Below are 25,029 nucleotides of genomic sequence, written 5' to 3' on the forward strand. Positions count from 1 at the left end.
AGATAGGAAATAAGGTTTACAAGGGGATTGGCAAGCCGTTGGCAGTTTGTTGGGGCGCCATTAACATAAAGTCAATCCCATAGCCGGAAAAGCGTCAAAATCCTTTCCGGACTTCTTTTGGGGGAGAGGTGGCTTAAAAATATGGGTTCAAATAAACTCAGGTGGAAAAGAGTCCTGCTTAAGCTCAGCGGCGAGGCATTTGCTGGCGATAAGGGCCAAAGGGGCATAAACCCGCTAGTAGTAAAAAACCTGGCTGAGGAAATAAAGGCAGCTCACGAATTGGGGATTGAGATTGCTGTCGTTGTAGGTGGCGGCAATATTATTCGCGGCGGCAAAGCTTCAGAAAACGGAGTTGACCGCGCAACAGCCGACTATATGGGTATGCTTGCCACCGTGATAAACGCTATGGCTTTGCAAGAGGCTTTAGAAAAGATTGGCATCATGACGCGCGTTCAGACAGCAATCGAAATGCGCTCTGTGGCCGAGCCGTTTATTCGCCGAAGGGCAGTGCGTCATTTGGAGAAAGGTCGTGTCGTCATCTTTGCGGCAGGCACGGGCAATCCATTTTTTACAACAGATACCGCAGCTGCCTTGAGGGCTCTCGAAATACATGCTGACGTAGTTTTGAAAGCAACCGACGTTGATGGTGTTTATGACCGAGATCCTAATGTCTGTCCAGACGCGAAAAAGTATGAATCAATAGATTTTATGGAAGCCATCAATCGGGGGCTTGGCATCATGGACCTTACAGCTTTCACGTTGTGTAAGGAGAATAATCTTCCAATAGTTGTATTTGACATTACAAAACCGGGAAGCATTAAAAAGGCAGCTATGGGTGAACCGATTGGAACGTATGTCGGGAGGGTAAAGTCATGATTCAAGATGTGCAGAAGGAAGCCGAAAAGAAGATGATTGGGGCAGTCGAAGCTGCCCAACGTGAATTTGCTACTATTCGCACGGGGAGAGCTAATCCAGCTCTTCTCGAGAGGGTCACGGTGGACTACTATGGAACGCCGATGCCGGTCAACCAGCTAGCCACAATTTCCGTGCCAGAGCCGAGGCTTCTCGTGATCGCACCTTGGGATAGAAACGCTCTTCCGCTTATAGAAAAGGCAATCATCAAGTCGGACCTAGGGTTGACGCCGGTTAGCGACGGGCACGTAATAAGACTTAATATCCCTGTTTTGACCGAGGAGCGTCGCAAGGAAATGATAAAACTTCTGCACAAAAAGGCTGAGGAAGCGCGTGTAGCCGTGCGAAATGTTAGAAGGGAGGCTAACGAGGAGCTCAAAAAGTTGGAAAAAAGCGGCCAAGCATCTGAGGACGATGTTCGGCGTGCCCAAGAACACATTCAAAAGCTTACTGATAAGTATATCGAACAGATAGACCGCATTACCGAAGCAAAAGAAGCCGAGTTAATGGAAGTTTAAAGTCCCTTCACTTTTCATCACTCACTTACTTCGTCAGGGGTTAACGCATTTGACTGAAACCGAACGAGTTATGCAGCAGATGGGCATTACTCTAGATCCCCACCGTATGCCCCAACATATTGCAATCATTATGGATGGGAATGGCCGCTGGGCGACTCAACGCGGCTTGCCTCGTACCATGGGCCACAAAGAAGGCTATAAGACAGTAAATGAGATTGTTCGCGCCTGCGGTGAGCTCAAGATAAAGGCCCTGACCTTATATACTTTCTCAACCGAGAATTGGAACCGGCCCAAGGAGGAGATAAAAGTTATAATGCAGCTCATCGAAATGGCTGCTAGGGCGGAGCTTCAAACTTTATTGGAAAACAACGTCCGCTTGAGGGTTTCCGGACGATTTTCAGGTTTGCCGGAATCACTTCAGGAAGCACTCAAAACAGACATAGAAGCAACAAAAAATAATACAGGATTGATACTCAATCTTGCAATCAACTATGGCGGCCGACAGGAGATACTTGACGCAGTTAAAGAGGCATGTCGGCAAGTACGCGATGGCAGGATCGCACCGGAGGATATCACAGAGGACTACTTTTCAAACTTGCTATACACCGCCGGTTTGCCAGACCCCGACCTTTTGATTCGAACCGCCAATGAGCTTCGCGTCAGTAATTATCTGTTATGGCAGATCGCCTACGCAGAGATATGGGTAACTCCAACTCTCTGGCCTGACTTCCGACGGGAAGACCTCATTCAAGCGATTGCAGATTATCAAAAAAGGATTCGTAAGTTTGGAGGAGTGGTATAGAACCATTGTGAAAAACCTTGCTCTCCTTGGTTCAACAGGCTCAATTGGAAGGCAGGTGCTGGACGTAGTTTCGCGGCTTCCTGACCGACTTAAGGTTGTTTCTATAGCTGCGAACAGAAATGTTGAGCTTCTTGCCGACCAAGTGCGAAAGTTCGAACCCTATGTTGTCTCGGTTGGCACCGAGGAACATGCTCGCCAATTGAGCGATTTGTTAGGAAATACCAAGCCTCCAGCGATTTACAGCGGCGCGAAAGGTCTTGAGACTGTAGCAACCCACCCAGAGGCTGATATTGCTGTCATAGCGGTTGCCGGGGCGGTGGGACTTGCGCCCACGATTGCCGCTATTCTAGCAGGAAAGCACATTGCACTTGCAAGCAAGGAGGTACTTGTTGCAGCAGGGAGCTTAGTCACAAAACTTGCTGAAGAGAAAGGTATCCAAATCCTGCCCATTGATAGCGAGCATTCAGCGATATTTCAATGTCTCCAAGGCCAGGATAGAAGCAGACTCAGAAAGCTAATTCTAACAGCTTCGGGCGGTGCTTTTGCTAAGTATCCCATCGAGCAATTGCAAACGGTCAGTATTCAGGAAGCATTGGCGCATCCTACATGGAGCATGGGACGCAAAATTACTATAGATTCTGCAACGCTTATGAACAAAGGGCTGGAAATAATCGAAGCCCGATGGCTTTTTGGCATGGACCCCTCCCGAATTGAGGTTGTTATTCATCCGCAAAGTATAGTACACTCAATGGTGGAGTTCGAGGACGGTTCGGTGCTTGCACAAATGGGTATTCCAGATATGCGGCTTCCAATTCAGTATGCTCTCCTATACCCAGAACGCATTGACACCGGTCTTCCCAGACTCGACATTGCAGCTCAGGGTTTACTCACATTCGAGAGACCCGACCCAGCGCGCTATCCTGCGCTTGAGCTTGCGTATAGGGCTGCCGAGCAGGGCGGCACAATGCCAGCTGTGATGAATGCGGCGAATGAAGTGGCAGTAGGCTTATTCCTAGAAGGAAAGATTGGTTTCCTAGAGATAGAGCGAAAAGTCCGTCGTGTCATGGAAAAACATAAACCTATTTATGACCCTGACCTTGCCCAAATACTTGAAGCAGACTCATGGGCAAGGATTACAGCGGCAGAATGATGGAGGAGTATTCTCGTGCAAACAAGCATAGACTGGATGGCTTTTGGCCAAACCAGCTTAGCATTAATTATTATAATTGGCGCGCTCATCTTCTTTCATGAGTTGGGGCATTTTGCTGCGGCAAAATTGTTCAGAATTAGAGTGGAAGAATTTGCGTTTGGCTTTGGCCCAAAGTTTATCCGTATTTTTAAGCGTGGCGAAACTGAATACACGATTCATCCCATACCGCTTGGCGGATTTGTTAAGTTAGCCGGAATGGAACCTGGCAAGGAGGATATCCCCGGTGGGTTCAATAGCAAGCCAGTTGGCCAAAGGATGCTCGTTTATTTCTCAGGACCACTTATGAGCTTTGTCCTTGCATATCTCATCTTTTGCATGTTAGGTGTGGTGATTGGCCTGCCCACTGGAATAATTAACAAAGTAGACCTCGTCGCACCAGGAAGCGAGGCAGAAAGAATAGGGCTGAAAACTGGGGATTTGATAGTCAGCATCAATGGCGAGAAAATAGACTCGGGCATGGAAATGCTAAAGATAATCCATGGTAGCCCAAATAAGCGTTTAACACTTGTTATCCAACGCGATGGTGAGCTGTTAACCAAGGTAGGGACGCCTCAACCTCAAATGCAGGAGGGCGGCAAAAAGATTGGCATTTTAGGATTCCTGCCGGCGCCAGTGCTCAAGCGAGTTAGTATTGGCGAGTCGGTGGTATATGGGACAAAAACGACAAAAGTATTCTTAACAAACATTCTCGCCTCAATATTCAGCCGGGAAATTGCAGATTCGGTTGGTGGGCCAATTTCTATTGCGGATGCCGCGAGAACTGGCGTTGAGCGCGGATTAAATGGCCTTCTCCAGCTAACGGCTGTGCTCAGCCTTAGTCTGGGCATAATTAACTTACTTCCAATCCCTGTCCTTGATGGAGGACATTTAATGCTGTTGCTCGTGGAAGCAATCAGGGGTAAGCGAATTTCCCAAGCTACCATGGAGCTTGCCATAAGGATTGGGATTACAACAATAGCCATTATTTTTCTTTTAATTATGTATCTGGATCTAAACAGGTTGGCTTCCAATAAGCTTTTCCGCTAGGTGACGGCATGCGCGAGCGGCGTTTGACAAGACAAGTTCGCGTTGGAAATCTGCTAATCGGCGGAGGCGCTCCAATTTCTGTCCAGTCGATGACTAACACCCCCACTGCTGATGTCGCTGCGACAGTTTCTCAGATTCATGAACTTGAAAGGGCAGGTTGCGATTTGGTTCGCGTTGCTGTCCCTGATGAGCAAGCCGCGAAAGCCTTGCGGAAAATCAAACAGCGTATTAATATTCCTCTAGTCGCCGACATTCACTTTGACTACCGATTGGCTCTTGAAGCTATCGAACAAGGAGTGGATAAACTACGCCTGAATCCTGGAAACATCACCGACCCCGAAAAGATAAAAATCATAGTTGACCGTGCTCAAGAACGCAAAATACCAATTCGTGTTGGAGTAAACGCTGGTTCGCTTGATCGCAAACGTTATGGGCCCCCGACGCCAGAGGCGCTAGTGCGGAGTGCGTTGGATGAAATTGAGCTTTTAGAATCACGAGGTTTTTCAGATATTGTTGTCTCGCTAAAATCGTTCGATGTGCCGACTACAATAAAAGCCTATGAGATAATTTCGGAAAAAGTAGACTATCCACTTCATCTTGGTGTTACTGAGGCAGGACTTTTTAGCCAAGGAGTAGTTCGTTCAGCAGTGGCTATTGGTGCGCTTCTTGTAGAGGGAATTGGGGATACTCTCAGAGTCTCACTTACTGCTGAGCCGGTCGAAGAGGTGAAGGTGGGAATAGAAATCCTCAAGGCGCTAAATCTGCGCGAGCATGGATTTACGTTAATTTCATGCCCAACATGCGCTAGATGTGGAATTGACCTTATAGACATGGTAATGGAAGTAGAGCGGCGGCTTAGCGAGATGAAGGACCTGCCTCCGCTGAAGGTGGCAGTTATGGGGTGCGTGGTAAATGGCCCTGGCGAAGCGCGGGATGCAGATGTTGGACTTGCATGTGCGCGTGATGGAGGCGTTATTTTCGCCGAGGGCCGTGCGATAAGAAAAGTGTCCAGCGAGCATATGGTAGATGAACTAATAAAGGAAGTTCAAAATCTCGCAGAGCGTCGAAAAAATAGCCAATAATTTAGCACGACAAGTGTCGAACCAAACAAAATTTATGTCAAACTAAGTAACGACGGAACCTGAGCGCTTTGCTTAATAGAATAAATTTAATTTTTAAAAGCCAAAAGATTAGAGGCATAAAATGGAAATAAGAAAGGCCAAAATAGGCGACGTGCCAGAGATGCAAAGATTGATTAACTTTTTTGCTGAGCAAGGTGACCTTCTCCCTAGATCGCTCAATCAGCTCTATGAAAATATCCGAGACTTTTTTGTTCTTGAAGAAGACGGGCAGATTATGGGTACTTGTGCACTCCATGTCAACTGGGAGGATTTAGCGGAAGTAAAGTCGCTTACTGTTGACAAGGAGGTTCAAGGAAGAGGATTTGGCAAAGAGCTTGTTCAAGCCTGCCTGAATGAAGCTAGGGAATTGGGTATATCTCGTGTCTTTGCATTGACCTTCAGGCCCGAGTTTTTTATAAAACTCGGCTTCCACATAATTGATAAATCCGAGTTGCCACATAAAGTTTGGAACGAATGTATCAATTGCGTGAAATTTCCAAATTGCGGCGAGGTAGCGGTAATTTACGAATTCGCAGAAAGCTAGCAGATAGAAGCAAGGTATGGCAAAGAATAAAGACGCCTTCTGCATAGAGATGAAGTGTGCGCGGAATCTATCCTCAGGTTTGGCTAGCGACTAAAGGAGTGCGGTGCTGAAGTAGCGCTCAGCTCTATCGGGAAGCACTGTTGCAATATTTCCTTTTATCTTTTTCGCCAATTTTCTTGCCGCCCAGACATTAGCACCCGAAGAGATACCTACAAGAAGTCCGAAATCGCGGCTTAGCTCCCTTGTGGTTTCAATAGCGTCATCGTCGCTAACTTCTACGACTTCGTCTATCAAAGAAACGTCGAGCACACCTGGAATAAACCCATCGCCGATGCCTTGTATTTGATGAAGGCCTGGTTCATGGCCAAGGAGCGCCGACACGTTTTTCGGCTCAACAGCAACAATACGCACATCCGGCTTGTGTTCTCTTAGAAACTTACCGACGCCTTGGAGTGTTCCGCCGCTCCCAACGCCTGCAACGAAGCAGGCGATGTCGCCGCTCATCTGCCTCCAGAGCTCACGCGCTGTTTCTTCGTAATGTACGCGGGGGTTATCGGGATTTTCAAACTGCTGGGGTACATATATCCTCGGGTCTTCTGCTGCTAGCTGTTCAACCCGACGAACCGCGCCTGCAATGCCCTCATTGTCTGGCGTTAAGATTAGCTCTGCGCCAAGAGCTTTGATGAGTTTTTTGCGTTCTTCGCTCATGCCTTCGGGCATAACAATCCGAACTTGATAGCCCTTAAGCCGGCCAACCAGCGCTATCCCTATGCCTGTGTTCCCGGAGGTTGGCTCCATAATAATCGAGTCAGGCTTCAGCTTACCATCGCGTTCGGCGCCTTCAATCATAGCAAGGGCAACGCGATCTTTTATGCTACCACCGGGGTTGAGGAACTCCGCCTTTGCGTATACATTCTCGCCCTTAAGCTGAATAAGCGGAGTATTGCCAATTAAATCAAGTATATTGTCGGTTTTCATGCTTGTTACCTGGCAAGCTCAGCAGTTACAATCATCTTACAACAGCATAGCATCGCAGTCAAGGTAAAATGGAATTCTCAATTATCAGCGTAGCATGGAAGTTTGAAAAAGAGAGGAAGGGTTGTAAAAGGCACATAATTTCAAGAAAGGAGCTTTGTCATAGAAGCTGAAGTACTTATTAAGTGTAAACAGTAGAATATCCAAAGTTGGTAGTTTTGCAGTAAGCTAGCCTTTTAGGTAAGCGAAATAGGATATATCAACCATGACAAATCGAGAACGAATGCTTGCAATCATTCAAGGACGAATGCCAGACCGCGTGCCATTTGTCCAGTATGACGGAATCGCTGCTCCCAATGAAGAGGTATGGGCGCTAGTCGGTCGAGAGAACATGGGAATACTTAGGTGGAGCAGTGTTCATTCTGCCTTTGCGCCAAATTGTCGCTTTGAAACAGAAAAGATTTGCATTGACGGAGTTCCCGGGGTTCGCACGTTTCTTATAACCCCCAAAGGCATGCTTTTTCAAGAGAAACTTATCGAACCTGTTTATGGCACAGGAGCGACGAAAAGGCACTTTATCCAAAAGAAGGACGATTACCTGATCCTTATGGCTTACCTTAAGGACCTGAAAGTCGCCGAAAACTTTGACCGATTTTATTGTGATGACAGAGAACTTGGTGACGACGGACTGCCGCACGTTTCACTCGGGCGTACGCCATTCCAAAGATTATGGATAGAATGGGTGTCGCTGGAAGACCTCTGCATTCATATTGCAGACTACCCAGCCTTAATAGCCGAGGTAATTTCGCTAATTGGTAGGCATTTGCGTGCTATATTCGAAATCGTGCGTCGAGCCCCAATGCCTTATGTTGTGTTTGGCGATAACATTACTGCGCCTGTAATCGGCGAACAGTACTTCCGCGAGTATTGTGTACCTTATTACCGCGAACTATCTGAAATGCTTTCAGATAGGAATATTCCTGTCTACGTTCACATGGATGGTGATTTGAAGCCACTATGGGATGCAATTGGAGAGTCGGGTATTTTAGGCATTGATTCTATGTCGCCACCACCAGATAACGATACAAGTGTTGCTCAAGCCGTTGCAATGTGGCCGAAAATGCGTTTGGGTGTGAACTTCCCGTCATCGGTTCACCTTGCATCGACTGAAACGATTCGTGCGACAGCGGAGAAGATTCTTGAAGAGGGAGGGCGCACTGGAAGGCTTCAAATCCAAATATCGGAAAATGTTCCTCCGGGTGTTTGGCGGAAGAGCTATCCGATAATCATCGATGTAATTCGCAATTATGGCTACTTTTAAGAAAAATGATTCTTGAAAAAATAATTGAAAAACTTAGAGCAGAAGGTGTGCACTTTAGAATCCATGAGCATGAACCTGTTTTAACAATGCAAGATGTTTTAGATAAACTGCCTTTTTCGAAAGATAGGCTCTTAAAAACCCTTGTATTCAAAGTTAAAGGTTCAGGCTGGATATTTGCGATTGTAAGAGCGAAAGATATGGTGGATTATCGTGCCCTAAGTCAGATTCTTGGTATCCCAAGGTCGGATATCAGATTTCCCACAATAGACGATATCAAGACCCAGCTTGGGTTGCAGGTTGGCGGTATTTGCCCCGTGCCCGTTCGCGACGACATTTTGGTTGTCTTCGATAGGCACATTCTTGATATCGACATCGTTTATTGCGGGGCTGGTCGAAACGACCGCACCCTTGAAATAAAGGCTAACGACATAGTCCGTGTTTGCAATGCGAGAATCGGCTGCATAAGCAAACATCCCTGAGTGCCAAAAGTTTGTAGCCACTTGGTGTATAGTTGACTAATATTACCCTCTATGTAAAAACCGCATGGTATTTTTTAAAAATACTCGTGGCAGAAATTAGCTGTTGACATCTTTATTACCTTGTGCTAGCATAAAAAAAATAGTATCGCTCGCTAGGGCGGTCGTTCCCCTGCATCCGGGATCCCATGGCCACCAACGATCGCTAGTAGTAGAGTGCAATTTTTCATGGGAGGGATGCAATGAAAGATTCACATCTTTCACCCCAGGTAATTTTGTTCCTCGTAGTTTTGGGTTGCTTTTGCATTGTAGCAAGCACCTACGCCGGACCTGTGGCCTATATTGACGCCTCTGGGACTATCACTGTTCTCAATCACCCAAGGGCTGTAGATGTGGTCTCGGCACTGTCTCTCTTATCGTCGCCGCCTCCGGGCACTCAAGCTGCATTGGGTATTACCTCGGCAATACCTCCAGGCACGAAGTTGCTTAGCCTCACTTTTGAGGGCGATAGGGCGGTTGTTGACTTTTCCAAACGATTAATGTCGCAGGGAGCTGGTGAGGCACGACTTGCGGCAATTTTTGACCAGGTCAAGTGGACCTTGCGTTGCTACGGCATAGATGGCGACGTCTCAATCCTCGCTGAGGGTGTGCCTTTTGCAGAGTACGCAGAGCCTGCGCCAGTGATTGAACCGAGAAGCGATGTTAAGCTTAATACTCTCTCGGGGCGCAGTGTCACGTTGTCTCCAGGTCATGGATTAGTGTGGACTGGGTCAAGTTGGGGATTCCAGCGCAGTCCAACTTGTGGCGGCCAGCTTTCGCGTGAGGATGACCACAATGTTGAAATCTGCCAGTATATCAAAACCTACCTTGAGCAAGATGGTATGACTGTCAAAGTGCCAAGGTGCTTGGACAAAAACTATGGGACATGTCCATTGGTGAGCTACCCTTGGTGGCAAATGGCCTCCGTATATTGGCTTTGGCATAAAGGGTATCCCTGTACTGTTTGGGGAAGCACCACCGATTGTACGCCAGGTTCAGGCGCTGACGAATGGAATGACGACATCCGTGCTCGCCCGTTAGCGTCGGACTACGACAACACGGACATATACATTTCAATCCATACCAATGCCTACCAGGGCGATTGTTACGGCACTTCTTGCCCTACCGGTTCCGATATGTATTATGATTGTAGCTCGGAACATGCGGCCTGGTGTACGGTGAGCCAGAACCTAGCGAATGCGATAAACAATGCGCTTATTGACGCCATTCGGAACAAAATGCCGGATAGCGATTGGAACAATCGTGGCGTGCATGATTCAAATGGCGCATATGGCGAAATTCGAATTCCCGACAGAGCCGCTTGTCTGCTGGAACTCGGATTCCACGACACCTGCGATCATGACGTTCAGCATCTAAAGGATAACTTCTTCCGTTCGGTAGCGGCATGGGGAATCTACAAGGGTGTTTGCGATTATTTTGGCCAGACACCTACATGGGATTTCTATTCGAATGAGTTAGTAAGCCACAACATTCCGTCGTCTCTACTTCCGGGCGAGCGTGCCAATGTGCAAATCGTGTTCCGAAATAGAGGAGTGCTATGGAACCAGGCGAGGGGTTTCAAGCTTGGAGCTGTAGGAGATTCTGATCCTTTCACCACCACCATTCGCTATGATGTTACAAGCGAAGTAGCGCCAAGTGATACATATACATTCAACTTAACTCTCACTGCTCCCTCAACCACTGGCACCTATACTACGGATTGGCGAATGTTGCGAGAAGGCTATCAGTGGTTTGGTGCAACATGTCAGCAGCAAATCACCGTGTCTGGCACTCCTGATACAACTCCGCCAAGCGTCCCTACCAACCTATCAGCTTGGCCGCCAAGCCAGACACAGGTAAATCTAGCCTGGTCAGCCTCGACAGATAATAGGGCGGTTGCAGGATACAAGGTCTATCGGAATGGGGCGCAAATCGCAACAACTGAAAGCACCTCATATTCAGACACCACTTGCTCGGCAAACACCACCTATACCTATCAGGTATCGGCTTTCGATACGTCGGGTAATGAATCTGCCAGGTGTACAGGGGTAGTAGTAACCACTCCTCCAAGCTATCAAGTGATTTTGGATGAGGAGTCTTGCACTTGGTATGGTTCGTGGACTAGCGCTACGGCGACTCCACCAGCTGCGTATAATGGCGACTACAAATATACCACCTCGTCAGCTAGTAGTGAGACTGCTTGGGCAAAGTGGACGCCGAACCTTACCTATGCCGGTACGTACGAGGTTTATGTCTACTATAGGTCTGGTACCAACCGCACGACTAAAGCACCTTACACCGTCTATTTCAAGACCGGGTCAACAACCATTCAGGTTAACCAGACAATTAATGGCGGCCAGTGGAACAAAATAGCAACTAAGCCTTTCAATAGCGGTACCGGCGGTTATGTGAAGCTGAGCAACTACACTGGCGAAAGCGGTCTGGCAGTGATTGCCGATGCAGTCCGCTGGAATTACCTGACCTATCTGGATTCGCAGGCCCCAAGCACGCCCACCAACCTTCAGGGAACGGCAATTTCGGGCAATCAGGTGAATCTCACATGGACTGGTTCCACAGACAATATCGGCGTAGCTGGCTATAAAATTTACAGAAACAGCTCGCAGATTGGCACGAGCGCGACCACTAGCTACTCCGATACAACTTGCTCGTCCAACACGACGTACACGTATCAGGTGAGCGCGTACGATGAGGCCGGCAACGAGTCAGGTCTAAGCAACCAGGTGGTGGTGACCACACCAGCGAGGACTGAGTACATCATAGACGAGGAGGCGGCTACCTATCAAGGTTCGTGGGTAACTGCAACCTGTGATACTTCATATGCTTACAATGGTGACTATCGTTACTACAGCACAGCCACAAGTGAAACGGCATGGGCCAAGTGGACGCCGAATCTTGAAGCCGCTGGCTACTACAATGTCTACTGCATGTACCGCTTTGGTTCAAACCGCTCGACCAAAGCTCCATATACTGTGTATTGGAATGGCGGCTCGCAGACAGTTCAAGTCAATCAAACTGTCAATGGTGGTACTTGGGTCACCTTGGTTACCAACAAGCCGTTTGCGGCTGGTACTTCAGGTTACGTGAAACTTGGCAACGGCACGGCAGAGAGCTCGAAGGTAGTGATTGCCGATGCCGTAAAGTTCAATAAACAGTAAAGGCGCAAGTCAACCCCCGTTGGTGCGCTAGCAATAGCACCTGGAGCTCTCTTGGCGAGCTCCAGGTGCGTTTTATTTTTCCAAAGCATACTTAACGGTTGCACAACTGGTAATTATACTGGTTCACTCCTTGCCATGAGGGTGATATAATACTTTCAAACATTAATTTGATTTTTATTTTAGCGGCAATCAGGCGTTTTATAATTGATAAAAGCAGCTAACTTTAAGAAATTTTATTGGTTGGTGGGCAAGAAAACCAGCTTAAATTTTTAAGGGGGAGTTGCTAGAATGGGCGCTCATTTCCGTCACTTTTTAATCCTTTTTTCTGCTCTTGTCTTGCTCCTAAGCATAGAGCTTTGTGTGTATCCATCAGCTGTTGTGTTTTACCTCGATGATCTGGGTGGTTTGAAGGCGGTGATGCATCCAGACGTCTCAGACCCAGTTTCCGCAGTTGCCGCATTAGCACAGCCAATTGTGGATCCAGCTACCGGAAAGCAGTTATCCTCAGCCATCCCACAAGGAAATAAGGTTCTTGACCTACGAGTAGAAGGCGAAACTACAATTGTAGATTTTTCGAAAGAGGTGACAGCTGGGATTACAGAGGAAAAGCTTGGAATAATTTTTAAGCAAGTAAATTTCACTCTAAGGCAGTTTGGCCTCGATAAAGATGTCAAAATTATGGCAGAAGGGAAGCTGCTATCCGATTATCTACCGCCAGCACCTACAATTACGCCTCGTTTAAAAGAAGCAACTCCTTCCTCTGCGCCTAGTATTCCTCCACTTGTCGGCGGTCTTGCAGGAAAAAGCATCACAATTTCTCCTGGACACGGCATCTATTGGAATGGCAGCGGCTGGTATACACAGCGCCCAGTTTATTGTTCGCCGCTGAACGAGGAGGACTTCCACAACCTAGAGATGTGCCAGTACCTTGAGAGGTACCTTCTAAATGATGGTGCTACCGTTCGAATGGTTCGCTGTACTAATAAAAACTATGGTAATCATCCTACTACTGGCAACCCATGGTGGAAGATGGCGGCTTGTTACTGGCTTCAGCACATTGGATACCCATGTAGCGTATATGGAAGCTACTCTGGTTGCACTTTAGGAAGTGGGTCAAGCGAATCCAGCGATGACATCCGCTCCAGACCGCTTGCTTCAGACTACGACAATAGCGACATTTACGTGTCGCTGCATACCAATGGCTATGCTGGGGATTGTTATTCAGGCTGTCCGACAGGCACCGAGACCTATTATGACGCGAGTACTGAGCATGCTCCTTGGGGTGCAGTTAGCCAGACTCTCGCTACCTACATCAACAATAACATAATGAGTGCCATCCAGCAGAATGTTGATAGCCAGTGGACCTGTCACGGCGCTTGTGTAAAGAATTCGAACGGTGCATATGGAGAAATTCGCATCCCCGACCGGGCGGCGACTCTAACAGAGCTAGCTTTCCATGATTCATGTAATTACGATGCTGTTTATTTGAGAGACAATTTCTTCAGGTCCGCGGCAATGTGGGGCATGTATAAGGGTATCTGCCAGTACTTTGGGACAAACCCAACTTGGGATTTCTATTCCTGCGAACTTGTCAGCGAGGACATTCCAACGACCATGGAGGCGGGCCGTCAGTATACAGTGCATATTACTTTCCGAAATAAGGGAGTCTTGTGGACCGAAGCCCGCCAAATTAGATTAGGTGCGGTTGGCGACTCTGATCCATTTACCACCCAGACGAGGCATATCATATCTGGCGAAGTTGGCCCAAATGAAACTTATACATTCACATTTGTACTAACAGCCCCTAATTCTGGCAACACCTACCTCACTGATTGGCGAATGGTGCGCGATGGCTACACATGGTTTGGTCCTACAGTCAGCAAACAAATATTGGTAATTGGTGAGCCTGATACCCAGGCGCCCAGTGTCCCAGCCAATTTAGTTGCCGAAGCAGTAAGCACAAGCCAAATTGAGCTGACATGGTCTGCTTCAACCGATAATGTAGGTGTCACGGGTTATAAGGTTTTCAGAAATGGTTCGCAAATCGCTACGACAACCCAGATTTCATACACAGATACTGGACTTGCAGGCAACACAACATATACCTATACGGTTTCGGCTTATGACGCAATCGGAAATGAGTCTGCTCAAAGTGCTCCATCAGCAGCAATAACCCATGTAGTCGTATTCCAAGACGGTTTCCCTAATCTAAACGCATGGAGTCCAGACGTCGTTGCAGATGGTTCAACAAGAGGAGTAAGCTTGTACACCGACGAGCACCATGGTACATATTCTGGTTCAGGTGCGGCATTAACGCAACCAGGCTCGAATTCCAATCAAGGCTGTCTGAGCTATCGAGCATTACAGGATACTTTTTCTTGCGGCGCATTCGACTGTTGGTTCTATGACGTTGGAGGCACGGACAACAGCAATCAGGGTATTCACGTGCGAGGGTACAATGGAAACACAATAGTGTTTTCAGCGTACTTAGGAACATATCCCACCTCACCAGGGAGTGTCATGAAGTATTCAGGAGGAGTGTTCGATGGGAGCTCTTGGTCATGGGCGCCGCAGCTAGCTTCGAGGTCGATTGCTTGGCACAATCTTAAAATTGTTGTTGGCCCAACCCAAATCAAATACTATATTGATGGTGTGAAAAAGGGTAGCCTACCTAGGCCTGCAAATGCGGATACCTTTGGCTTTACGCGGGTCAACATTGGCCGTGAGTATAATGTGGTAACCGAGAGCCTTTTCGACGATGCTCAATTCACAGTCAGCCCTCCGCTACCACCCATTCCTGGGACACCAGTCGCACTCTCAACGTCGAGCATTCGGTGGAACTTTACCGATGTCTCGAATAATGAATCTGGTTTCAGGTTGCATGACGCTAGCCATGCGGTTAAGGGCAACGCAGGCAGAAATGCCTCATATATAGACGAAACTGGCCTTGCACCAAATACACTATACACACGCCATTTCCATGCAAGAAATGGTTCAGTCGAAGGCCCTGGCACATCAACTGTATATACTTATACCCTGTCAGTTCCACCTTCGACAAGCAACGTAATTTGCGACAAAGCAACGAATACATGGTACTCTACGCCAAGTTTTACCTTTACCGCGGTTGGAGGCTTTGGCGCAGGTAAAGTTCAGTATTACCGCTTTGCTTGGAATAAAAACAGCACGCATACTTGGACAGGTGTTGAGCCACAGTGGAATTATGGTGATTTGACGCTAACAGCGTCCGAACCAGGCAGTTGGTACCTGCATATCAAGGGTTATAATGGTGCGAATGTCGAGAATGGCACTCTTGATCTCGGTCCATTCAAATATGCACCGACGGTGTCTACAATTTCCGATGCAAAAGCGCTTCCAAATGATACACCGGTCTCACTTGCAAACAAGGTGGTGACTGGAAACTTCGGATCGTTCTTCTACATCCAAGAGAACGGGACGCCGGGAAGCGACCAATCGGCTGGCATCCGTGTGGACGGTTCAGGTCCAGCGGTCGGCACGCTGGTTACGGTATCGGGAGTAATTAAGCTCCAGGATGGTGAGCGCAGAATTGCCGAAGCGAATGTCATTCCGGGTTCTGCTGGAATAGTACCCGATGCACCCTTTATGATTAACCGTTGCGTTGGCGGCGGCTCACTGAATACATGGACCCCAGGTTTGCCTGGACGTTGGGATATACACAACATTGGCTTGCTAATCAAAACCTCCGGCATAATCTCGTTCGTGGGTTCAGGGTTTGTCTACATTAATGATGGCTCGGTACAAAACGACGGCACCGGCCACTCGGGCCTTAGAGTTGAAACAACAAACTTAACTGGTCCATTCAACTCTGGTGACTACATGATAATTCGCGGCGTAAGCTCCACAATGGTAGACGGAGGCGTTTTGATACCTGTTGTTAGGCCAAGAAACGACGGAGACAAGACAATCTATTCACTACCCTAAATCGCTTCTAGAGCCCTTGACAGACTCTTCCCTGGGCGTTATGCTGGATGCGAGGTTCCAAACGACATGACGCCCAGGGAACGAGTCATCCGCGCAATTGAGTTCTGTGAAACTGATATTATCCCCTATCACGTCACCTTTACTGCTGGCGCACGAAGAAAGCTAGCTGAATTTTACGGTGATGCCGAATTCGAGGCACGACTAGGAAATCATTTGGCTATGATCTCGCATGATGGCTTATGGCCACGAGAAGAGGTCAAGCCAGGCTACTTCAAGGACAGGTGGGGAGTAATTTGGAACCGAACAATAGACAAAGACATTGGTTGTGTTGACAACCAAGTGCTCTCAGAACCTTCTCTACGTGGCTGGCAGCCTCCTAATCCTGTCTACCCACTTCTGGCTGAAGCCTATCCAACTTTTATTGAAGCCAATGCGGACAAGTTTCGTGTTGCCAGCATAGGGTTTTCGCTCTTTGAAAGGGCCTGGACTCTTCGGGGGTTCGAACAGTTGCTTGTAGATATGGTTGAATCACCCCAGTTTGTTCACGGGCTTCTCGATAAAATTACGGAGTTTAATTTGGCGCAGATTGACTTTGCCCTCAAGCACGATGTTGACTGCGTTCGGTTCGGTGACGATTGGGGAAGCCAGAATGGGCTTATCATGGGCCCGGCATTGTGGCGGGAGTTCATCAAACCGCGAATTGCAAAAATGTACAAGCAGGTTAGAGATGCTGGAAAATACGTTATGATTCACTGTTGCGGCGATGTTAAAGCCATCCTACCAGATTTAATTAAATGTGGTTTGAATATTTTTAACCCTTTTCAGCCGGAAGCGATGGATATATTTGAGACCAAGAAGCGATATTATGGACAACTTTCGTTTTTCGGCGGCATAAGCGTCCAACGCCTCCTCCCGCTTGGGACGCCGGATGAGATTCGGCGTGAGACTCGGCGACTGCTTGACGTGCTTGGTAAAGGTGGAGGATACATAGCTTCACCATCGCATGACATTCCTGTGGATGTTCCTGCAGAAAACATGGCAGCAATGATAGACGTACTCCGAGGGCAGTAATGACTAATAGAGAAAGATTTGGACGGGTAATGAACTTCGAGCCAGTTGATAGACTGCCGATTTTTGAATGGGCGCCTTGGTGGAACAAAACAATAGAGCGTTGGTATGAAGAAGGGCTTCCGCGCGATTTGAAAGATGGTTTTGCGATTAGAAGCTACTTCGGTCAGGATGCACACCGACAATATTGGATTTCGCCTCGAAAACCTAGTTGCCCACATCCACCTGGTCACGGGCTGGGAATTATCGTCGACAGAAAAGATTATCTTGCGATTAAAGAACATCTCTATCCTGACCCGGCTTTCGATGTGGCGACAGTGGAAGCATGGGCAGAAGAGCAGGCACGTGGCGAAACGATAGTATGGATTTCACTTGATGGATTTTTTTGGTTTCCTCGGACACTTTTGGGTATCGAAAGGCATCTATTTGCCTTCTATGACCAGCCCGAACTAATAAAAGAAATAAACGAGGACCTACTTGCTTTTCATTTGCGCACCATCGAGCAATTTTGCAAAATCTGCATTCCGGATTTCATGACATTCGCTGAAGACATGTCTTACAATCATGGGCCAATGCTTTCAAAGGCGCAGTTTGACGAGTTTCTTGCCCCATATTACCAACAAATTACTCCACAACTTCACAAGATGGGCATAATTCCATTCGTTGATACGGACGGCGATGTTACCAAACCTGTGGGTTGGTATGAGGAAGTAGGCATAATGGGCTTCCTTCCTCTTGAGCGAATGGCTGGCGTTGATGTGAACCCTCTCCGCAAAGATCACCCAAATCTCAGAATGATTGGCGCTTTCGACAAGACCGTGATGCACCTGGGTGAGGAACGCATAAGACAAGAATTTGAGCGCCTGCTGCCGGTAATGCGCCAGGGTGGTTTTGTGCCATCGGTTGACCACCAAACGCCGCCTGAAGTATCGCTCGAGGATTACAACCTCTGGATGCAACTCCTTCGCGAATATTGCGAAAAAGCTGCTAGATAAGCCCTCAAAAACTCAGCTCTTAAAAAATAAGGTATTGACAAATTAAGTAGTTCTCCCTATTATTTATAATAAACAAGAGAGTACTATTATACATCAGCATACTTCGTAATGTAGCATTATGTAAACTAACTATAATCAGCTATGCAAAGAAAGGAGCAAAAAGTGCGACCAAAACTTTGCCTAATTTCATTTCTTTTTCTAATCGCTAGCATTGGTATGCCCTTAAATGCTGCCGAAGGCGTTCCAAATCAAATAAGCTATCAAGGAAAACTAGTAAGTCCGCTAGGTGTCCCTGTTCCTGATGGAACTTACCAAGTGCAATTTAAACTTTATACCTCCGAAAATGGTGCCACACCTGTTTGGACATCCTCCACTTCTAACATCAATACAACCGGCGGTTTTTTTACCACAAAAATTGATGATGTGCCGATGGAGGTATTTTCGATTCCAGATATGTGGCTAGAGGTAATTATTGAGGGAAAAGCACTCTCACCACGGGTTAAACTTAGCTCAGTGTCATACGCGATCCGTTCTGCCGAGATTGCTCTGCCTTTTTCCGGAGTTGCCAATAGTGATAAGCCTGCGTTTACGGTGACAAACACAGGAGCAGGCGGAGCTATCAAGGCAGTGGCGGCAGGCGATGCAATTGCAGGTGAGTTTGTTGGAAGAGTACAAATAATCAAGAATACAGAGGGGTCGCCAGCGTTTGAAGTTGATGGCGTGGCTACTTTTGGCAAACTTGTTACATTTAACGACGATGTTGCGCCAGGCAAGAAAGTAGATGGTGTTGATATTTCAGAGCACGACCACTCTGGACCCGGGCAAGGAGGTTTTTTGCGTTGGGATAAGGTTGGCAATCAGCGTCGCCTTCGCGTTGAAAGATATTTCACAGTTGATGCCATAGGTGAGACCGTTGAGTGGACTCATATTACAAATGGTGTTATTGGTTTTCTATTTGAGACAGGTTATGGTTCAACCTGGGCAAATAGTCATAACCGAGTAACAATCCATCGCATTCCAGTTATTGCTCTTGGTTTGGACTATGCACACCCGGATAACTCTCAGGCTAATTCTCCTTTCACACCTTTTCACGGAAGATATGGGTCGCGATGTTGGTCATGTCTTACGGAATTGGGCTTTAGGAATGGGAGTGGTGTAGAAATTGACCCTGACTCGCTTTCACCTTTGGATGATAAGCTAGTTCTCTATTTCAGCCGATGGGTTGGCTGTGGCGGAGCTGATGGGACTCAGAATGATGCCCAGTTTGTTTGTAGTGAAAATAAGACTGCAGCCATTTACCTTGCCGATTCAGAAGGACATCCAATTTTCCGAAATGATAGCGGCGTTGATGAGAATATTACCGAGGCATGTGATCTTCGACCGCTTGGCCAGAGGGCGCTTGTAGGCAAAGTAATTCAATATGATGGTCCGAAAGAGCAAAATGCAATTCGGGGTGATTCTCTACGGTTGTATTTCTATATTAAGAGACCTGTTACCGGCTCGCCAATGCTTAGTGTATGGGTTTTTCCTTCGTGTAGGTACAACAAATACCCAGGATACCATTTTGCCAGATACCGCCGCTCAGATAGATTAGTGTATACCCATCAAGGTCCGCGCTTGAGTGATGGTCCAAGTTTTCAAGGTGATGCTTGGAATTATATTGACCTGGATTCAATAGTTCTTAGCCCAGGGACAAACTTGATAGTACTAGACGGAAGCTTAATGTCTAATAGTAGCAAGTTTTCCATAGGCGTTGATACTTCCGTTAGAACCACTCAGCGCAATAAAGCTTATTTACTATATCAAAGCTGTGCCAACTATTGGCGTGTGATACGTACGAAATACACCTTTTATCGAGATTACGATAAGATAGACATGGAGCCATCTGTTCCTACGGATTACGCAGTTTGTGGAAATGGGCCAGCTGCATTGGCGTCATTTGAATACAACTTCGGAATGATTAAGGGCTTTTTCCGTGAAATGCCATTTGAGTATTCGCCTTGTGGATCAAATAACGAGTTTCCACGTCAATCATATAAACACTATGCCCCCAACAGAGTAAACTACCTGGGAACAGAGTGGATACCCACAGTTCTGCCTTATAATTTCCCGTTGCTTGTTTGGGATGAAAACGATTTAGCTCACATAGATTTCTATAGGCAGGAGGATCCCACGAAAGCTTTCAAAATTACGTTACAACGCAATGGTTCAACTAAACCCATTCAACTGATGGTAGGAAGATTCGGCGACCCGCCGTATTGGTATGGGAACAATGATATGCCTCAATATGATTTCAATGACTGGATTTTTCATGTATGCGGGTCAGTTCGGGCAGGCGAGCCAATGCCAATTATAACACTTGATGTCTCCAGCTTGGTAGGAAGCTTCTAGTAGCTAGGTTGTAAACATTGCGGTGCTGAGGTATCTTTCTCCTGTGTCGGGAAGGATGACGACTATCATTTTGCCCTTGTTTTCCTTGCGCTGGGCAACTTGTACCGCCGTCCATGCTGCTGCGCCTGATGAAATGCCTGCCAGGATGCCTTCCTCGCGGGCTAGCCGCCTGCCTATTTCCATCGCGTCTTCGTCTTTGACCTGAATTATCTCGTCAATCAAATCAGTCCTGAGGACGTCTGGCACAAAGCCAGCACCTATACCTTGAATTTTGTGAGGGCCAGGCTGACCACCAGAGAGCACGGGCGAGCTTGCCGGTTCCACTGCGATTGCTTTGAATTCGGGCTTCAGCGGCTTGATGTATTCGCTCACCCCTGTAATTGTTCCGCCTGTTCCCACACCTGCAACCAGAATGTCAACCTTACCGTCTGTATCATTCCAAATCTCAGGCCCTGTCGTTTCTCGATGTATCTTGGGGTTAGCAGGGTTTTTGAACTGCATTGGAATGAAAGAGTTCGGAATCTCCCTGGCTAATTCTTCTGCTTTGCGGATTGCACCCTTCATTCCTTCACTTCCCGGCGTCAATACGAGCTCGGCTCCAAACACCTTAAGCAGTTTTTGGCGCTCTATGCTCATCGTTTCAGGCATGGTAAGTATCAGCTTGTATCCAAGAGCAGCCGCAGTGAATGCAAGCGCAATGCCTGTGTTGCCGCTCGTTGGTTCGATGATTACGGTATCTTTCGTGATTAAGCCCTTTTCAATGGCATCGTGAATCATGCTGACGCCAATCCTGTCTTTAACACTTCCTGCTGGGTTGAATGACTCAAGCTTTGCCACAACCTCGGCATAAGCCCCGCGGGTAATCTTGTTCAACCTAACCAAGGGTGTTTTTCCTATAAGTTCAGTTATATCATTAGCAATTTTGACCATTTTGGTCTCCTTTTCTAAGGGAAGATTATGTGCGTAGATTTCTTGTAAACTTGATACTTGCTATAGGCGCCTTTCTTGTGTACCTGCTCAGTCGTTAAGTAGCTTGAAGCTTACTCCATTACCCTCAATACCATTCCAGTGAGAAGCTTTGGATAGAAGAAAGTTGACTTTTGAGGCATGCGTTCTCCCGTGCTGGCGATTTCTTTGACTTCCTCTACTTTCGTTGGATTTATCAGGAAGAATGCTTGGTACTCGCCTTTGTCTACAAGCCGCATTGCGTTCGGAATATCTCTTGTATACGAGACGTTTGTTCCTGCTGCAAATTGTTGATTGCCGATGCCAAGAATCTTTTCAAGTATAAGCGAGTGAAGTATGCTCACGTCTAAGCGCTTGAGAGCATCCGAGCCAGGTGACTGAATTAACTTTTCGGGTCGTACGTCGGGTTTTATTCGAATAACATATGAGTTGGCATTTCCAAGATATAAACCAAATGCTGTTCTATTTTTGCCGATGATGCTGACTGTCTGTTCGAGCTCTTTGGTGGGCGTTTTTGTTACTTCGAAAAGCTCGCTTAATTGAGACAGGAACGATTCAGGGTTGAAGTCTTTGACATTGCGTACAAGCCTGTGTGTTGGCAGGATAACCAATCCTTTATCCTCCAGCGATACAAGCGTCATCATGATGAACTCATATGGAGCATCTGAGGCGCAACCGCCGTAGGTCGTTCGCATTTCGTTGCGATAAGCGAGCGCTGCTGAGTAACGGTGGTGTCCGTCAGCTATTAGGATTGGTTTTTGTGCAAGTGTTTCCGATATTGCCATGATTGCCCCATGGTCGGAGATGCAATATAAATCACATTTCACTCCATCTTTGTCGCGTGCCGAGGCGTCTGGCGGCCGTGCTAGAAATGGCTTAAGGATTTCTCCTATATATCCATCGGAGTGCAAACCGAATATAGAATCGAAATTTGCGCGCGTAGCTCGTATTAGATTCAGGCGGTCCTCTAGAGGCTTTGTCAGGATATTTTCATGTGGCAGAATAGTCTTGCTCTCAAAATCCTCAAGCCGGACTAAGCATGTTATGCCCAAACGTTGTCTTGTCTTGCCATCGAGTTCGAATTCTTGTATGCATGCGTAAATGCATGGCTTTTCTTCTCGTATAAGCACTCCTGAATTTAACCAGGACCTTAGTAATTCTGCTGCATGAGAGTAATTATCGGCGCTTGATTTTTTTCGCGGAAGGATTAATCGCACAATATTGTTTGGGTGTTGCTGCAGGTAAAACTCCTCTTCCTCTGGCGAGATAACATCATAGGGAGGGGTAACAACGGCACTGAGGTCGCCGACCTTTGCTTGATTATAGCGTATTCCGTTGAAAGGCTTAATAAGTGCCATTGAAATCTCCTTCTTGTTTTTCTAATTTTTATCTGCGCTATTGCAACGATTTTTATGCTGATTGTTTAAATGAGTTTTTTACATCTAAAAGGTTAATTAGAAGCCTTCCGTAGTAAATCGCGCAAGACTTTTTTCTTCGGGATAAACTATCATAACCGTGACGCTTGAATTGTGTCAAGGAAAGGCTAAATTTTGCTCGGTGGCAAAATATAAAGAGGACGGAGAACCAGCTTTGCTAAATAAATTCTAGTAGGTTGGAGAGCCATTTTCTCTGCGCTCTTGTCATCATTAGCTTTAGCATAGGGGGTTATGAAGTTGAAAGTCAGATGGGGTGTGATTGGGGCTGGAGGCATTGCCCTTCGTAGGACGATACCAGAAGCACTTTCAATGTGTGACACTATGGAATTGATTTCCGTCATGGATATCGATAAGGAACGGGCTAGGGCGGTTGCAGAAAAATTCAATGTGCCTCATTACTGCAATTCGGAGGAAGAACTGCTAGCGCAAGACATAGATGCCGTTTACATCGCTACTCCGCTAGATGTTCACTGCAAGCAGGTTATCCAAGCTGCAGAGGCAGGAAAGCATATCCTTTGTGAAAAGCCAATGGCCGCCACCTCCGAAGAGGTAGATATGATGGAAGCAGCTGTGAAAAAAGCTGGCGTGAAATTCATGCTTGGCTTTTGTATGAGAAATAACATTTACAACCGAAAAGCACGCGAACTTGTACAATCTGGTGCTCTTGGCAGGATGGTAATGGGTCGTGCTCAGTTGACCTGCTGGTATCCACCCATCCCAGGAGCCTGGCGGCAGGATATCTCGAAAAGCCACGGTGGGTCGCTCATAGATATGGGAACTCATTGCCTAGATTTGCTTGAGTGGATTATGGACGCGAAAATTGTGGAGGTAACAGGTTTCCAAGATTTGCTTGTTCACTCATATCCCACCAAAGTTGAGGATACTTCCACTGTTGTTGTTCGATTCAGTAATGGTGCACACGGTATAGTTGATAATTACTTTAACCTGCCAGATGCAGCTGCCCAGAATACTCTCGAACTACATGGCACGAAGGGCTCGATTATTGGGCAGGGGACAATCGGGCAGGACCCGACTGGCAAGATGTTCAGCATCATCCAACCGGAGGAAACCGGATATGATGCAAACCAAGTGAGAAATATTGAGGCCGCAAGAGAAGAGTACCACTTGCGGGGAGTCAGTCTGTATGGGCAAATGATAAATGCCATGAATGAAAGCATTATTGAGGATAAGGAGCCGCCGGTTACCTTGGAAGATGGCAGGCATTCGGTAAAGCTCGTTGAAGCAATCTATAAGGCTGTTAAAGAAAAGCGTGTTATTTCAGTGGGTTGACCTAGTTAGGAGGGCTAAATGACCGGCGCTCGGCTGATGTATAATATGACCGTTAAAGAAATAGCTGAGGGTCTCAAGGAAACGCAGACCGTAATCATCCCTGTGGGAGTTGTTGAGCAACACGGTTATCATTTGCCAATAAGCGTGGACATTCATAACGCCGCAGAGATAGCTAGGCTGACTTCCGAAAAAACTGGTTGTTTTGTGACACCTCCCGTTCATTACAACTTTTCGGGTGGAACCCTTCCTGGGACAATTAACATCAGCCCACAAGTGTTTTCCCTCCTTCTTATGGACATCCTTCAGAGTTTAGTAATGCAAGGTTTCAAAAACCTCATCATACTCCTTGGCCATGGTGGGACAGAAAGTTGTGCAGCAGCTAGGGATGCCGCCTTGCAGTTCCAGCGGCTTCGCCCAGAAATGCCTGGTGTAAATGTGCTTCTAGTGCCTTTCTGGGAGCTTTCGGATACTTACTTGTATTACTTTGCCAAAGGTGACTACCATGCCGCCCTCATGGAGACGTCGCTAATGATGTATTGGAAGCCCGAACTCGTGAAGATGGATCAAGCGTGTTATGACGATTCAGAAATGCTTGAAGCTATGCGCAAAGACCCTGATGCCTATGCACAGAAGCTAAAGAACATCGATGCCAGGTTCGTAGTGCCGAGGGTAGTCCAAGATCCAAGAGTCAAAGTTGGCGTGATGGGAGACTTTGCAGGTGCAAGCGCTGAACTTGGCAAAAGAGTTGCTGAGGAATGCGTTTCCGCGCTATCTTCAATCATTCGCGAGGTTGAGCAGGTATA

Annotated in this window: 19 protein-coding genes; 16 read left to right on the forward strand and 3 right to left on the reverse strand. The window is 47.1% G+C overall.

Going from position 1 to position 25,029, the window contains the following annotated elements:
- Positions 1-141: 141 nt before the first annotated feature.
- From pyrH to K6T99_08815, 7 genes are all read left to right on the forward strand, one after another.
- Positions 142-876: a UMP kinase gene (gene pyrH / locus K6T99_08785; protein ID MCL6519915.1), complete on the forward strand. Its 735-nt coding sequence runs from the start codon at positions 142-144 to the stop codon at positions 874-876.
- A complete protein-coding gene (frr, locus tag K6T99_08790; protein ID MCL6519916.1) occupies positions 873-1,430 on the forward strand; it encodes a ribosome recycling factor in 558 nt (185 codons plus the stop codon). Before pyrH ends, frr begins: the two co-directional genes overlap by 4 nt.
- A 70-nt stretch (positions 1,431-1,500) precedes the next feature.
- Positions 1,501-2,232: an isoprenyl transferase gene (locus tag K6T99_08795; protein ID MCL6519917.1), complete on the forward strand. Its 732-nt coding sequence runs from the start codon at positions 1,501-1,503 to the stop codon at positions 2,230-2,232.
- A gap of 7 nt (positions 2,233-2,239) precedes the next feature.
- On the forward strand, positions 2,240-3,382 hold the full coding sequence (locus K6T99_08800) for a 1-deoxy-D-xylulose-5-phosphate reductoisomerase (protein ID MCL6519918.1): 1,143 nt from the start codon (positions 2,240-2,242) through the stop codon (positions 3,380-3,382).
- 15 nt (positions 3,383-3,397) lie between these two features.
- Positions 3,398-4,468 (forward strand): M50 family metallopeptidase, encoded by a 1,071-nt coding sequence (locus K6T99_08805; protein ID MCL6519919.1) that lies wholly within the window; start codon positions 3,398-3,400, stop codon positions 4,466-4,468.
- Between the two features lie 8 nt (positions 4,469-4,476).
- The gene (gene ispG, locus K6T99_08810; GenBank protein ID MCL6519920.1) at positions 4,477-5,550 is read left to right on the forward strand and encodes a flavodoxin-dependent (E)-4-hydroxy-3-methylbut-2-enyl-diphosphate synthase; all 1,074 of its coding nucleotides are present in this window, start codon (positions 4,477-4,479) and stop codon (positions 5,548-5,550) included.
- Positions 5,551-5,671: 121 nt separating this feature from the next.
- Complete coding sequence (locus K6T99_08815; GenBank protein MCL6519921.1) at positions 5,672-6,133, forward strand: N-acetyltransferase; 462 nt, start codon at positions 5,672-5,674, stop codon at positions 6,131-6,133.
- A 90-nt stretch (positions 6,134-6,223) separates the two neighbouring features.
- Here the strand turns inward: K6T99_08815 and cysK (K6T99_08820) are convergent, their stop codons facing one another.
- On the reverse strand, positions 6,224-7,111 hold the full coding sequence (cysK, locus tag K6T99_08820; GenBank protein ID MCL6519922.1) for a cysteine synthase A: 888 nt from the start codon (positions 7,109-7,111) through the stop codon (positions 6,224-6,226).
- Positions 7,112-7,373: 262 nt separating this feature from the next.
- On the opposite strand from cysK (K6T99_08820), the gene K6T99_08825 reads away from it, so the two are divergent.
- The 7 genes from K6T99_08825 (at position 7,374) to K6T99_08855 (ending at position 20,534) form a co-directional block, all read left to right on the forward strand.
- Complete coding sequence (locus K6T99_08825) at positions 7,374-8,429, forward strand: hypothetical protein (GenBank protein MCL6519923.1); 1,056 nt, start codon at positions 7,374-7,376, stop codon at positions 8,427-8,429.
- A 5-nt stretch (positions 8,430-8,434) separates the two neighbouring features.
- Positions 8,435-8,908 (forward strand): YbaK/EbsC family protein, encoded by a 474-nt coding sequence (locus K6T99_08830; protein ID MCL6519924.1) that lies wholly within the window; start codon positions 8,435-8,437, stop codon positions 8,906-8,908.
- A 239-nt stretch (positions 8,909-9,147) separates the two neighbouring features.
- A complete protein-coding gene (locus K6T99_08835) occupies positions 9,148-12,120 on the forward strand; it encodes an N-acetylmuramoyl-L-alanine amidase (GenBank protein MCL6519925.1) in 2,973 nt (990 codons plus the stop codon).
- Between the two features lie 288 nt (positions 12,121-12,408).
- Positions 12,409-16,080 carry an N-acetylmuramoyl-L-alanine amidase gene (locus K6T99_08840; GenBank protein ID MCL6519926.1) on the forward strand — a complete coding sequence of 1,224 codons (3,672 nt, stop codon included), beginning with the start codon at positions 12,409-12,411 and terminating at the stop codon, positions 16,078-16,080.
- Positions 16,081-16,146: 66 nt separating this feature from the next.
- Positions 16,147-17,151: a hypothetical protein gene (locus K6T99_08845; protein MCL6519927.1), complete on the forward strand. Its 1,005-nt coding sequence runs from the start codon at positions 16,147-16,149 to the stop codon at positions 17,149-17,151.
- On the forward strand, positions 17,151-18,143 hold the full coding sequence (locus K6T99_08850; GenBank protein MCL6519928.1) for a hypothetical protein: 993 nt from the start codon (positions 17,151-17,153) through the stop codon (positions 18,141-18,143). The genes K6T99_08845 and K6T99_08850 overlap by 1 nt, the downstream gene beginning before the upstream one ends.
- Positions 18,144-18,305: 162 nt before the next feature.
- Positions 18,306-20,534, forward strand: a complete 2,229-nt coding sequence (locus tag K6T99_08855; GenBank protein MCL6519929.1) for a hypothetical protein — start codon at positions 18,306-18,308, stop codon at positions 20,532-20,534.
- Positions 20,535-20,537: 3 nt separating this feature from the next.
- Here the strand turns inward: K6T99_08855 and cysK (K6T99_08860) are convergent, their stop codons facing one another.
- Positions 20,538-21,464 (reverse strand): cysteine synthase A, encoded by a 927-nt coding sequence (gene cysK / locus K6T99_08860; GenBank protein MCL6519930.1) that lies wholly within the window; start codon positions 21,462-21,464, stop codon positions 20,538-20,540.
- Between the two features lie 110 nt (positions 21,465-21,574).
- Positions 21,575-22,858, reverse strand: coding sequence for a DUF1015 domain-containing protein (locus K6T99_08865; protein MCL6519931.1), 1,284 nt, complete (start codon positions 22,856-22,858; stop codon positions 21,575-21,577).
- Positions 22,859-23,173: 315 nt separating this feature from the next.
- Here K6T99_08865 and K6T99_08870 point away from each other — a divergent pair, with 315 nt between their 5' ends.
- Both K6T99_08870 and K6T99_08875 read left to right on the forward strand, forming a co-directional pair.
- Positions 23,174-24,226 carry a Gfo/Idh/MocA family oxidoreductase gene (locus K6T99_08870; protein ID MCL6519932.1) on the forward strand — a complete coding sequence of 351 codons (1,053 nt, stop codon included), beginning with the start codon at positions 23,174-23,176 and terminating at the stop codon, positions 24,224-24,226.
- Between the two features lie 18 nt (positions 24,227-24,244).
- Positions 24,245-25,029: creatininase family protein (locus K6T99_08875; GenBank protein MCL6519933.1), on the forward strand; the 785-nt coding region annotated here is incomplete at its 3' end.

It is taken from the genome of Armatimonadota bacterium, assembly GCA_023511795.1.
Lineage (GTDB): Bacteria > Armatimonadota > UBA5829 > DTJY01 > DTJY01 > JAIMAU01.